Source organism: Sphaerospermopsis sp. LEGE 08334 (genome assembly GCF_015207205.1).
Taxonomy (GTDB): Bacteria; Cyanobacteriota; Cyanobacteriia; order Cyanobacteriales; family Nostocaceae; genus Sphaerospermopsis.
This window is the reverse complement of record NZ_JADEXH010000044.1, coordinates 16735-28558: the sequence shown is the minus strand read 5'-3', so window position 1 is coordinate 28558 and position 11824 is coordinate 16735. Positions and strand designations below refer to the sequence as shown.

Here is an 11824-nt window from a genome sequence, read left to right as displayed (position 1 = left end):
TAAACTAAGCAACTGCAAAATTTGTATATTCCCGCATTTTCGGTTCATGAAAAGCTAAAACAATATCTTCTTTAGGAACACCAACGCGAACTAAATCAGTAGCAATACCTTCTTCTGTCCAATCTTCTTCTATCCAAAATTTACCATTATGTAGGCGAACATAAACAGTTATTCCTGTAATTCTTTCACCATTTTGCCAACCAAGATTCATCCAAATATAATGACCTTTTTCGTCATCGCTAATTAAGAATGTTTCTATATCTTTTTGGGGATGACTCTGAGATAATTCTACATATCCCTTTAAAATTTGTTTGATGATTTTGGGGTAATCTGTTAATTTATCCATTGTTTAATTTCCTCTGTTTCTATATCTACAACAATTAATGGAAGTTGATGTCGGTTAAGAATTAGTTGAATAATATCCTGTGTGAAAAAACTTTTATATGCAGTTTCACTAATGGCAATATAGAGTTTACGGTCTGGTGCGGTTGCTTCTAATAGGTAAAGATAGATATCATATTGGCCGAGAGCTTCTTTTAAATCTTGTATCTTTGATGTACCAATAAAACTTTTGACTTCAACTACCAGTTTTTGTCCTGATTTTTCAATTGCTATGGGACGTTCAGCATCAAGATCAGCATATAGTGTTGTTGTTCTATATTGAATTAAGTAAGGATCATCTGTAATTATCCAACCATCTTTGATTAGTGCATTTTTAACAACGTTATGAATAATGTCTAGTTTGGGCATACTTTAAGTATAGATCAATTATCATAGTTTATCACTATATAGCGATACCTTCGGTAAGCTTCGCTAACGCACTCCCTTCAACTCCCCAAACATTCTTTTTTTAACGAACCACAGAGACACAGAGAACACAGAGAAAGAGCGATCGCCCCTCCTCAACTTCCCCAAAAGCGATACCTTCGGTAAGCTATCTCTTCGAGACGCTGCGCGAACGCTAACGCACCCTCTCAACTCCCAAACAGCGATACCTTCGGTAAGCTATCTCTTCGAGACGCTGCGCGAACGCTAACGCACCTCCTCAACCTCCCAAAAAGTGATACCTTCGGTGTTTAAATCTGATATAATTTTAATATATCAAGTTAATCATCAGCTTTACTTGATATTAATTAACTAGAATCTACGAATATGAAACAATATAAAACTATACAACTACAATTGAAACCAGAAATAGAAGCTCGTCTGATTACCCAAGCTACTAAACAAGGTTTATCAATTGAATCTTATCTTGAATCTTTAATTGAAGATAGTTTGAAAAATCAAGAAGAAAAATCTTTTTCTCAAGTCACAACTGAGGAAGATTGGGAAACAGCACTTATGAATTTAATCAATAGTCCTGCTTTTGCTGTAGCACCACCACTTTCAGATGCAGCTATTAGTAGAGATAGTATTTATACCAGAGAAGATGAAATGTTATGAAATATCTGGTAGATACTAATATTTTACTGCGTTTAGTACAAAAAAATAGTCCTATGCACCTTGATACTCAAAGGGCAATTTTAACGCTCAAAAAACAAGGTGAATTTTTATGTATTATTCCACAAAATATAATTGAATTTTGGGCTGTTTCTACAAGACCTCTTGATAAAAATGGGTTAGGTTTATCTATCAATCAAGCTGAAGAAGAAAGCGAAAAACTGAAAAAGATATTTATATTGGAATTGGATACACCACAAACTTTTACTGAGTGGGAATCTCTGGTTATTCAATATCAAGTGATGGGAAAACAGGTACATGATGCTCGTTTAGTAGCAGCTATGTTAGCTCATAATATCACCCATTTATTAACATTTAATATTGATGATTTTAAGCGTTTTTCGGATATTGTAGTTGTTGATCCACGTAGTGTTGTTTAATCATAGCGATCGCACCTCTTCAACTTCCCAAAAAGCGATACCTTCGGTAAGCTTCGCTAACGCACTTCCTCAACTTCCCAAACAGCGATACCTTCGGTAAGCTTCGCTAACGCATCCCTTCAACTTCCCAACATCCTTTTTTAACGAACCACGAAGACACGAAGGAAGAAGAGAGAGCGAATTTTACATTTTCCAGTCAAGTATCCCTTTTTGTCATGAAATATGTAATACTATTAGGCAATTTATTAAATGTAACAGAATTAGAAAATGAATCAACAAGATAATATTGAATTTGCTATATATATTGATGAATCTGGTAGTGCAAAACCAAATCCTAAAGATGAATGTCCTGTTTTTGCAATGGGCGGAGTTTTAATTAAAAGAAGTGATGAACAAATTATTAATCAATTGGTACTAGATTTTAAAAATCGTTGGAATATTAGTCAAGAACAACCTTTACATGGTAACGAAATACGCTCTAAGAAAAAAGGATTTGCTTGGTTAGGTAAATTATCTAAGGTTGAACAGCAGCAATTTTTGGAAGATTTAACACAAACGATAGTTAGTTTTCCTATGGTTGTTCATGCTTGTGTTATCTCTCGTCAAGGATATCTCAATCGGTATTTAGAAAAGTATGGTGAAAATACTTGGGAAATGATGAAAAGTGCCTTTTCTATTTTAATAGAACGTAGTGCTAAATATGCAGCTATTAATAATGGTAGTTTAATGGTTTATTTTGAAGCAGCAGGTAAAAATGAAGATAATCTACTAAAACAATATTTTTACGATTTAAGAGCTAAAGGTCAACCTTTTAATGTTACAACATCTGATAAATATTCACCTTTATCTGCTGATGATTTATCAAAATTATTAAGAGGAATAGACAGCAAAACAAAAGCTAGTTCTGTTATGCAAATTGCTGATTTATGTTTGTATCCAGTTGTGCGTAGTAAAGATAGTCCTGATAATCAAGCGTTTTTAGCCCTTAAAAATGCTAATTTACTTGTGGATTGTAGGTTACAACAGGATCAAGTTACTACTTTAGGAATTAAGTATTATTGCTTTGATAGCCCATAAAAACAACAAAACCGCTACGTGAGCGGTTTATGATGCGGCAGTCATACGACTACCCCCAGGCTATGCCTACCTTCATATTATCTTCTGATTTGTTAATTGTCAATATCTGATTGAGGTTTTTATTGTTTTGGTAGAGCGATACCTTCGGTGCGCTTCGCTAACGCACCCCCTAAACCTCCTAAACAGCGATCGCACCTCTTCAACTTCCCTAAAAAGCGATCGCACCCCCTCAACTTTCCAAACAGCGATCGCACCCCTCCAACCTCCCAAACAGCGATCGCACCCCTTCAACTCCCCAAACAGCGATACCTTCGGTAAGCTTCGCTAACGCACCTCCTCAACTTCCCAAAAAGCGATCGCATTCTTTCAACTTCCCCCAACAGCGATCGCACTCTCTCCAAGTTCCCAACATCTTTTTTTATCTCACGCAAAGACGCAAAGACGCAAAGCTAAGAGCGATCGCATCTCCTCAACCTCCCAAAAAGCGATACCTTCGGTAAGCTTCGCTAACGCATCTCCTCAACCTCCCAAAAAGCGATACCTTCGGTAAGCTTCGCTAACGCATCTCCTCAACCTCCCAAAAAGCGATACCTTCGGTAAGCTTCGCTAACGCACTCCCTCCACTTCCCAACATCCTTTTTTTATCTCACGCAGAGACGCAGAGAACGCGGAGAGTTTCGCGCAAAGTCGCAAAGGAGCAAAGACACAAAGGATCGCTCATTTTCCCCAGCATCCTTTTTTAACGAACCACGAAGAAGCGAAGAACACGAAGGAAGAAGAGAAGAGGACAACACTTTAAGTAATTTCATTTATAGCCTAAGAAGATGCAAATTTATTTAATAATGTTAGATTTTGTCTGATTTTGGGAACACTAATAATAACCGCTATCAAGAGTTTCCAAATGAGCAAATTAATTTCTAAAGACAGAAAACCTAAAGTGTGGTTACTTAAAAGTTTTGGTGATGAGCGACAACACGCTGGCAATCTTGGTTATAAAGATGAAATTTCCAAGATATATCAGTATGATAATGAAGTACCTAATTGTAAACAAGTCGCTGAAGGTGATTTAGCTTTATTGCAAGATAAAGAGCAACTTCTTGGTATTGCTAGAATTGAATCAATTACAAGTTATGACGGATCGAAAGAACTATCACGTTGTCCTTCATGCAAAAATACTTCAATAAAGAGAAGAATCAAAAAACGACCTACTTTTTATTGCAACAATTGTCGTTATACTTTTGATAAACCTATAACTGAAAATAAACCCGTCAAAAGATTTAATGCTTATTTTGGTAATACATTCATAGTAACAGAAGGGGCTATTAGTATAGATATATTAAAAAAGTCTATCATGGACAATGTACAATTTTCTATTGCAGAAATTAATTTCCAGGAAATTCAATCAATCTTACTTAAAAATGCTCCTACGGTTGCTAAATTAATTAATGACAACAATGATTCTGAATATATTAAAGGTGATGAAAGTTCTGAATATATAATTTTACCGGAAGATAGACGTGAAAAGGTATTTCGTCAAATTAAAGAACGTCGTGGACAATCTCAATTTAGAGACTTATTACGTCAACGCTATGGCAATCAATGTATGATTACAGGATTAAAATTACTAGATGTTTTAGAAGCTGCTCATATATCACCCTATCGTGGTACTGATGATAATCATCCAGATAATGGACTTCTATTACGTGCAGACTTACATACTTTATTTGATTTGAATTTATTAGGTATTAATCCAGAATCTCTAGAAGTAAAGTTTCATCCAAAAGTTCTAAAAACTGGTTATCAGACATTAGAAGGTATAAAACTAAGATGCTCTCAATATAAACCTAGTCAGTCAGCACTTCAATATAGATGGAAAGAATTTTTAAACCGTCTTGATGAAGATTATTAAAATTGATAACTTTCTCATAAAACTCTTATCTTACTTCTTCTTTGCGCCTCTGCGTCTCTGCGTGAGAAAAAAAAGGGCATAGTTCACAAACTACACCCCTACAATTAACCTAAAGCTGCTTCACTTCACTAACCAACTTAGCCACCATATCCTTAGCACTACCAAACAACATAGTCGTCTTATCCTTATAAAACAACTCATTATCAACACCAGCAAAACCAGCACTCATCCCCCGCTTAATCACAATAGTTTGCTTCGCCCGATCAACCTCTAAAATCGGCATTCCATAAATCGGACTATTCGCATCACTACGCGCCGCCGGATTGACCACATCATTAGCACCAATTACTAACGCTACATCAGCCTGTTCAAACTGGGGATTAATGTCCTCCATATCATACAACTGCGTATAAGCCACATTAGCCTCCGCCAATAATACATTCATGTGTCCCGGCATTCTCCCCGCAACCGGATGTATCGCATATTTCACATCTACACCCATACGCTCTAACTGATCCGCCAACTCGCGGACGCTATGCTGTGCTTGAGCAACTGCCATCCCATAACCTGGTACAATCACCACAGAACGAGCATAACCTAACATCATCGCCCCTTCTTCAGCGTCAATACTGCGAACAGTTTGATTACTTGTACCCGCAGCACCTCCACCACTAGCAGTAGTCACAGAACCAAAAGCACTAAATAACACACTGAACAAAGAACGGTTCATTGCCTTACACATAATTTCAGTAAGGATTAAACCAGAAGCACCCACCAAAGCGCCAGCGATGATTAACATATTGTTCATCACCACAAAACCCGCAGCCGCCGCAGCAACTCCTGATAAGGAGTTTAACAGCGAAATCACCACTGGCATATCACCGCCACCAATGGGTAATACAAACATCACCCCCAACACCAAGGAAACCGCTACCACTGCTAAAAATATCGGTAAACTATCCGGTGAGATGATTAAATAAGCACTTCCGGCTAAATAAGAACCCAACAGCAAGAGGTTAAAAGGTTGCTGCAAAGGAAAGGTAATAGGAGTACCACTAACCAAACCTTGCAACTTAGCAAAAGCAAGAAAACTACCGGTTAACGTCACACCACCGATCAACACATCCAATAACATAGAGATGTTGACAGCGAGGGGGATAGGTTGAGAACTTCCCAATAAACGCCAAAACTCAGCTACAGCGATCAGTGCGGAAGATGCACCACCCAAACCATTGAGTAAACCTACCATTTGGGGCATTTGGGTCATTTGCACTTTGTAAGCTGCCACAGCCCCAATAACTGAACCAATTACCAAACCTATTAAAATCATCTCGTAATTTAATACGTGCTGATCTAATAAAGTGGCAACCACAGCTAACAACATTCCCACCGCAGCAATAACATTACCATTGCGTGCAGTTGCCGGAGAACCGAGCTTTTTTAAACCAAAGATAAATAATGATGCAGCTAATAAATAAGTTAGCTGAATCCCAGTAGGGATAAAAGTATTCATGCTTTAACATCCTTCTTTTTAAACATTTGCAGCATTCTGTCTGTCACCAAAAAACCACCGACAACGTTAACCATTGCCAATATCACCGCAATTAAACCCAAAATTACTGATAAATTGGTGTTTCTCTCACCCGCAGCGAGAATTGCACCTATTACCGAAATGCCAGAGATAGCATTAGAACCCGACATCAAAGGAGTGTGAAGAGTCGGGGGAACTTTGTTAATGACTTCAAAGCCGATAAAAGAAGCCAAAACAAGCACAAATAAAGCCGCTAGTAAAGTTTCATTCATGTTAATTTAAGATGTTAAATTGTTAGCTCACGCAGAGACGCAGAGGCGCAGAGAGAATTTAGAGAACAAACGGAAAATCTCTCTTTAACTTTCTTCTCTTCGTGTTCTTCGTGCCTTCGTGGTTCGTTTCTCCAAAAAATTCTCAAAACTAAACCACAACAGCTTGCAAAGCATCCTTAACTCGTTGATTCCTAATTTCACCACCATAAGTAACACAAGCCGCATCAACAATATCATCCGCAAAATTAACCTGTAACGCCTTATCTTTAATCAACAACTGCATCAAAGCAGTAATATTTTTAGAATAAAGTTGACTAGCGTGTACTGGCATGGATGAAGGTAAATTAATTGGTCCAATAATCGTTACACCGTTCCAAACAATATCTTTACCCGGTGCGGTACAAGCACAGTTTCCACCCTGTTCTGCGGCTAAGTCTACAATGACTGAACCGGGTTTCATTGCTTTTACCATCTCTTCTGTAACTAGGATGGGTGCTTTTCTTCCTGGTACTTGGGCGGTGGTAATGACTACATCGGAATTTTTGACGTGGGTAGCAACTAATTCTTGGGTGCGTTTTTTGCTGTCTTCTGATATTTCCTTTGCGTAACCACCTGCTGCAACGGTTTCTTCTTCGAGTTTAACTTCGACGAATTTCGCCCCTAAGCTTTGTACTTCTTCTTTGACTGCTGGACGAATATCAAAAGCCTCTACTACTGCTCCTAGTCTACGGGCTGTGGCGATCGCCTGTAAACCCGCAACTCCCGCACCCATAATAAATACTTTAGCAGGGGCAATAGTACCCGCAGCAGTGGTTAACATCGGAAAATATTTTGGTAAAGCCGCTGCCGCCAAAAGTACAGTTTTATACCCTGCCAAAGATGCTTGGGAAGATAAGGCATCCATGCTTTGCGCTCTGGTAGTACGGGGGATTAATTCCATACTTAAAGCTGTAATTTGCCGTTGTGCTAATTTTTGCGCTATTTGGGGATTTCCTAATGGATTGAGAAAGCTGATTAATACTGATCCTGATTTGAGTAAGTCTATTTCTGAGCGTCCATCTTCTCTTTCTTGGGGTGGACTGACTTTTAACATTATGTCCGCTTCACCCCATAATGTGGCAGGATCACTGATAATTTTAGCTCCTGCTGCTTCATAGTCAGCGTCAGTAAAAAATGCTTTTTCTCCCGCACCAGTTTCTACATAAATTTCTAATCCTTGTTTGATTAATTTGGCTACAATGTCAGGAATTAATGATACCCGACGTTCACAAACTTCTATTTCTTTAGCTACTGCTATTTTCATGCAATCTCCTAGAGATAAATACTTAATATTTGTTAGCTATTTTTAGCTATTTATTGATGTACGTCTTTAATAAACTGATACAGCTAATGCAACATGAACCATGAACTTTGTCTTAAACCCTTGTGTAAAGCATTTTTGCTATTGGCAAATATGATCCAGATGGTTCTCAACTGTTGTGGTTACTGCACATCTTATGTGCATTTTTTGATGTTATATCTATGTCTTCAGATTATTTTCGGGATTGTGCAATTTAATTTCTACTTTCTGCCATACTTAAATTGGGTAAGTTTGATATTTTCTACTTAACTGCACGATTTTGTCAGGATTCAGAATATACAAAGGTTGAGTCTCAACAATTGATTGATTGTAATTTAATGAGCGATCGGCAAAAACTTTTTTCAACTTTTATCAAAAAAATGTTAGTTTACTCAACATCTGTATACAATCTGCAACACAAACAAAGAAAAACTTTACACCCCACATCCCACACCATAGGATTAAGCCTTATTTTTGCCTGATTGTCACATCTTCAGAGTAAAAATGTACTTTTGGCACTTTTATTTTCATTTTTCGTCTATGATTAAGTATAAAGTAGTAAAGTTTAGTTAAGAATACTAACAAGACTGTTACTGAAGATTACAGAGAATTCAGAAATAATATTTATTTAGAGGAAGCCTAACTATGCGACGTTTACTTTCTGCTTTAGCTGTAACTGGTTGTTTATTAACGACTTTTCCGGCTGTCAGTTTGGCACAACAAGGTTTTACACTATTTAGCGGTATTAAGGGAGAAAATCAACTACCCTTCCGTTTAGATTTTGGTGGACAAACCAACGCCACGGATAGATATATACTCAGACTACCCGCCAAAAGAATGAAATTGGCAGTTGCTCAATTTGCGATTACCTACCCTAATTATTACAAAGGCAGTTTTGATCCAAAAGCAGTTGAAGTCAGAGTCAAAGGAAAAAGTGTTCCTTTAAGTGAAGTTAAATGGAATAAAGAAGGACGGATAATAGAGATATTTCCCGAAGAACCAGTACCAGCAGGTAGTAACGTTGAGTTAGTGCTATCCAACGTACAAAATCCTGCCTTTGGGGGAATGTTCTATTTTAACTGTCAAGTCCTCTCCCCTGGAGATGTACCCATGTTGCGCTACTTAGGTACTTGGCTCATCAGCATCAATTAACAAGGGAATAGGGAACAGGGAACAGGGAACAGGTAGCAAATTATTTGTATTTTCCCAATCACCAGTCACCAATCACCAATCACTAGAAACTGTATCCAGAAATATACTCTTATTGCCTGTAAAGTGGTAAGATAACAGATTGTGACTTTTTATAAAAATCGCCTAAAAGGAGAAAGAAATGCAAAGAACATTGGGTGGAACTTGTCGGAAGAGAAAGAGAACCTCTGGTTTTCGTGCTAGAATGCAAAGCCCAACTGGCAGAAGAGTAATCCGAGCCAGAAGAAAAAAAGGTCGTCATCGTTTAAGCGTTTAGGCATCCAGCAAATAGAGAAGCTGTGGCTTTGCCCAAAGCATATAGATTAAAATCCCGCAAGGATTTCCAGGCGGTTTTCCGGGAAGGAATTCGGTGTCATAGCTCTCATTTCACTTTGAGAGCTTTAAAACCGTCACGTCCACAAAAATCTTCTAGTGATAATGACGCTGTTACCATAAAATTAACTAAATGTCAAGATTTAGCTAGTACAAAAATTGGCGTTTCCATTAGCACCAAAGTCAGTAAAAGAGCAGTAGTTCGCAATCGGATTAAACGGCAAATTACAGCCGCATTGTCTCAAATATTGCCTAAGTTATCACCTGGATGGCGATTGGTAGTGATTGTCAAGCCAAAGACAGCAGAATCTGAGTGCGTAAGCCAACAATTTCTGCAAGAATTAGAGCAGTTGTTGGTAAAAGCAGAGGTAATAAATGGGTATTCGTGAAGAAGTTTATTATGAAGGTGGTCCCCATATTGGGGATTTGATTCTCAATTTATTGATTGGGATAACAGTTGTGGGTTTACCATTAACTATTGGAGCGATAGTTAGAGCGTTATGGTTACGTTTTAAAATCACTGATCGGCGAGTTGCTGTCATGGGTGGTTGGCTAGGACGCGATCGCACCGACGTAATTTACTCAGAAATAGTCAAAGTAGTAAAAGTTCCCCGTGGCATAGGTTTATGGGGAGATATGGTACTAACCCTGAAAAACGGTAGTCGGTTAGAAATACGGGCTATTCCCAATTTTCGGGAAACTTATGATTATATAAGTGAGAAAGTCGCCGCTAAAAATCCCCAATATACTGCTGCTCAAAAGTAGGCAGGAGGCAGGGAAATTTTAGATTTTAGATTTTAGATTTGAGATTGAAGTTAAGAAAAATAATCCAAAATCCAAAATCCAAAATCCAAAATAGAATCCCCAATCACCATTGTGCGGCTATCCGTAGTCAATGATAGTCGCTAATAAATCACGATTTAGATAAATTAGATTTAGTTCAGTTTACCGAAAACCTGGGTTTGAGGTTCTCCGTCCTTCCAGGACGGCTTTTTGATACAATACTGGAAACAGGCAAGGCATTGTCTGTTGGGCGAGATAGTGTAAGACGGACTTAATCCGCAACTGTTGTTTAAACCCAGAATCCTTGCCCTTTTAGGGCAGGGAGTATGTCAAAGTACCTTGGGTTGGATTTAGAATAATGGATTTTGGTATCGGGTTTCTCTCGAACAACGTAATGCTGCCAATCATAGACTTTTTCTATGGTTTTTTTCCTAGCTATGGATTGGCGATCGTTGCCTTAACATTAATCATTAGGTTTGCACTCTATCCCCTGAGTGCAGGTTCTATTCGCAGTATGCGCCGAATGCGAATAGTGCAACCTCTCATGCAAAAGCGGATGGCGGAAGTTAAAGAACGCTATAAAGACGATCCGCAAAAGCAGCAAGAGGAAATGGTGAATGTTCAGAAAGAGTTTGGCAACCCCTTAGCTGGATGTTTGCCCCTGCTGTTACAGATGCCAGTTTTACTAGCACTGTTTGCCACTTTGCGGGGTTCACCATTTGCAGGTGTGAACTACTCCCTTAACTTGCAAATCTTTCCATCCGAACAAATAGAACGCATTCAACCCCAAGCCTTTGCAACTCCTCCCCAAAACATCTACATTGCTGATGGGGATCACACCAAAATTACCGCTATTCTTCCCGGTGGTAATAAGTTAGCGGTGGGAGAAAAGACAAAGATTCAATATCAAACAATGGAGGGCAAACCCTTTGATGCACTCCTAGCAGAACATCCAGAAACTAAATTAACTCCTGAATGGAAAATAACCAAAGGAGAAGATAGAGTTAAAATTGATGCCGAAGGCAACATAGAAGCCTTACAACCTGGAGATGTGACAATTCAAGGCACAATTCCCGGACTGGCAGCAGATAAAGGATTTCTGTTTATTGATGCTTTAGGTAGGGTAGGGGCAATAGATCCAGATGGTGTAGTTCACTGGGATATTGTCGGCATGATAGTCTTCTTTGGCATCAGCTTGTACTTTAGCCAAATGCTTTCTGGGCAAAATTCCAGTGGTGGTAATCCACAACAGGATACAGTTAATAAAATTACACCTGTGATTTTTTCGGGAATGTTTTTGTTCTTCCCGCTACCCGCTGGTGTACTCATGTACATGGTAATTGGTAACGTTTTCCAAACTTTGCAAACCTACATTCTTTCCCGCGAACCTCTACCAGAGGAACTGCAAAAAATTGTAGCTATCCAGGAAAAGGAACAACAAGCGGCAACTGTAGAGGTTAAAGCTTTGCCCTTTGAACCAAAAAGTTCCAAGAAAAAGGCTACAGGCTAATT

General features: G+C 38.5%; 16 protein-coding genes. 9 read left to right on the top strand and 7 right to left on the bottom strand.

Translation table 11 applies throughout. The features are described from left to right. Positions 1-4: 4 nt before the first annotated feature. Positions 5-346: a XisI protein gene (locus tag IQ237_RS20900; protein ID WP_194058690.1), complete on the bottom strand. Its 342-nt coding sequence runs from the start codon at positions 344-346 to the stop codon at positions 5-7. Next, complete coding sequence (locus tag IQ237_RS20895; protein ID WP_194058688.1) at positions 334-750, bottom strand: XisH family protein; 417 nt, start codon at positions 748-750, stop codon at positions 334-336. The genes IQ237_RS20900 and IQ237_RS20895 overlap by 13 nt, the downstream gene beginning before the upstream one ends. Before the next feature lie 402 nt (positions 751-1152). Here IQ237_RS20895 and IQ237_RS20890 point away from each other — a divergent pair, with 402 nt between their 5' ends. From IQ237_RS20890 to IQ237_RS20880, 3 genes are all read left to right on the top strand, one after another. Next, complete coding sequence (locus tag IQ237_RS20890; RefSeq protein ID WP_194058687.1) at positions 1153-1443, top strand: hypothetical protein; 291 nt, start codon at positions 1153-1155, stop codon at positions 1441-1443. Continuing rightward, on the top strand, positions 1440-1880 hold the full coding sequence (locus tag IQ237_RS20885; RefSeq protein ID WP_194058685.1) for a PIN domain-containing protein: 441 nt from the start codon (positions 1440-1442) through the stop codon (positions 1878-1880). The genes IQ237_RS20890 and IQ237_RS20885 overlap by 4 nt, the downstream gene beginning before the upstream one ends. A gap of 267 nt (positions 1881-2147) precedes the next feature. After that, complete coding sequence (locus IQ237_RS20880; protein ID WP_194058675.1) at positions 2148-2957, top strand: DUF3800 domain-containing protein; 810 nt, start codon at positions 2148-2150, stop codon at positions 2955-2957. A 119-nt stretch (positions 2958-3076) separates the two neighbouring features. Here IQ237_RS20880 and IQ237_RS26745 read toward each other — a convergent pair whose 3' ends face one another. Next, the gene (locus IQ237_RS26745) at positions 3077-3211 is read right to left on the bottom strand and encodes a hypothetical protein (RefSeq protein ID WP_255512695.1); all 135 of its coding nucleotides are present in this window, start codon (positions 3209-3211) and stop codon (positions 3077-3079) included. A gap of 33 nt (positions 3212-3244) precedes the next feature. Continuing rightward, positions 3245-3388 (bottom strand): hypothetical protein, encoded by a 144-nt coding sequence (locus IQ237_RS20875; protein WP_194058673.1) that lies wholly within the window; start codon positions 3386-3388, stop codon positions 3245-3247. 470 nt (positions 3389-3858) lie between these two features. On the opposite strand from IQ237_RS20875, the gene IQ237_RS20870 reads away from it, so the two are divergent. Continuing rightward, entirely contained in the window at positions 3859-4866 is a 1008-nt protein-coding gene (locus IQ237_RS20870; protein WP_194058671.1) for an HNH endonuclease, read from the top strand. 109 nt (positions 4867-4975) lie between these two features. Here IQ237_RS20870 and IQ237_RS20865 read toward each other — a convergent pair whose 3' ends face one another. From IQ237_RS20865 to IQ237_RS20855, 3 genes are all read right to left on the bottom strand, one after another. Then, on the bottom strand, positions 4976-6379 hold the full coding sequence (locus IQ237_RS20865; RefSeq protein ID WP_194058669.1) for an NAD(P)(+) transhydrogenase (Re/Si-specific) subunit beta: 1404 nt from the start codon (positions 6377-6379) through the stop codon (positions 4976-4978). Further along, entirely contained in the window at positions 6376-6669 is a 294-nt protein-coding gene (locus IQ237_RS20860; protein WP_096569218.1) for an NAD(P) transhydrogenase subunit alpha, read from the bottom strand. Before IQ237_RS20860 ends, IQ237_RS20865 begins: the two co-directional genes overlap by 4 nt. A gap of 148 nt (positions 6670-6817) precedes the next feature. Next, on the bottom strand, positions 6818-7972 hold the full coding sequence (locus tag IQ237_RS20855) for a Re/Si-specific NAD(P)(+) transhydrogenase subunit alpha (RefSeq protein ID WP_194058667.1): 1155 nt from the start codon (positions 7970-7972) through the stop codon (positions 6818-6820). A 681-nt stretch (positions 7973-8653) separates the two neighbouring features. Here IQ237_RS20855 and IQ237_RS20850 point away from each other — a divergent pair. The 5 genes from IQ237_RS20850 (at position 8654) to yidC (ending at position 11822) form a co-directional block, all read left to right on the top strand. Next, positions 8654-9160, top strand: a complete 507-nt coding sequence (locus IQ237_RS20850) for a DUF2808 domain-containing protein (RefSeq protein ID WP_194058665.1) — start codon at positions 8654-8656, stop codon at positions 9158-9160. A 178-nt stretch (positions 9161-9338) separates the two neighbouring features. After that, positions 9339-9473: a 50S ribosomal protein L34 gene (gene rpmH / locus IQ237_RS20845; protein ID WP_096569209.1), complete on the top strand. Its 135-nt coding sequence runs from the start codon at positions 9339-9341 to the stop codon at positions 9471-9473. A 22-nt stretch (positions 9474-9495) separates the two neighbouring features. After that, entirely contained in the window at positions 9496-9918 is a 423-nt protein-coding gene (rnpA, locus tag IQ237_RS20840; protein ID WP_194058663.1) for a ribonuclease P protein component, read from the top strand. Next, positions 9905-10294: a PH domain-containing protein gene (locus tag IQ237_RS20835; RefSeq protein ID WP_194058661.1), complete on the top strand. Its 390-nt coding sequence runs from the start codon at positions 9905-9907 to the stop codon at positions 10292-10294. Before rnpA ends, IQ237_RS20835 begins: the two co-directional genes overlap by 14 nt. Before the next feature lie 376 nt (positions 10295-10670). Next, entirely contained in the window at positions 10671-11822 is a 1152-nt protein-coding gene (gene yidC / locus IQ237_RS20830) for a membrane protein insertase YidC (RefSeq protein ID WP_194058659.1), read from the top strand. The last annotated feature ends 2 nt before the right edge of the window (positions 11823-11824 follow it).

Coding starts and splice junctions, on each gene's coding strand:
- IQ237_RS20900 (WP_194058690.1), bottom strand. CDS start 346: ATGGATAAATTAACAGATTACCCCAAAATCATCAAACAAATTTTAAAG.
- IQ237_RS20895 (WP_194058688.1), bottom strand. CDS start 750: ATGCCCAAACTAGACATTATTCATAACGTTGTTAAAAATGCACTAATC.
- IQ237_RS20890 (WP_194058687.1), top strand. CDS start 1,153: ATGAAACAATATAAAACTATACAACTACAATTGAAACCAGAAATAGAA.
- IQ237_RS20885 (WP_194058685.1), top strand. CDS start 1,440: ATGAAATATCTGGTAGATACTAATATTTTACTGCGTTTAGTACAAAAA.
- IQ237_RS20880 (WP_194058675.1), top strand. CDS start 2,148: ATGAATCAACAAGATAATATTGAATTTGCTATATATATTGATGAATCT.
- IQ237_RS20870 (WP_194058671.1), top strand. CDS start 3,859: ATGAGCAAATTAATTTCTAAAGACAGAAAACCTAAAGTGTGGTTACTT.
- IQ237_RS20865 (WP_194058669.1), bottom strand. CDS start 6,379: ATGAATACTTTTATCCCTACTGGGATTCAGCTAACTTATTTATTAGCT.
- IQ237_RS20860 (WP_096569218.1), bottom strand. CDS start 6,669: ATGAATGAAACTTTACTAGCGGCTTTATTTGTGCTTGTTTTGGCTTCT.
- IQ237_RS20855 (WP_194058667.1), bottom strand. CDS start 7,972: ATGAAAATAGCAGTAGCTAAAGAAATAGAAGTTTGTGAACGTCGGGTA.
- IQ237_RS20850 (WP_194058665.1), top strand. CDS start 8,654: ATGCGACGTTTACTTTCTGCTTTAGCTGTAACTGGTTGTTTATTAACG.
- rpmH (WP_096569209.1), top strand. CDS start 9,339: ATGCAAAGAACATTGGGTGGAACTTGTCGGAAGAGAAAGAGAACCTCT.
- IQ237_RS20835 (WP_194058661.1), top strand. CDS start 9,905: ATGGGTATTCGTGAAGAAGTTTATTATGAAGGTGGTCCCCATATTGGG.
- yidC (WP_194058659.1), top strand. CDS start 10,671: ATGGATTTTGGTATCGGGTTTCTCTCGAACAACGTAATGCTGCCAATC.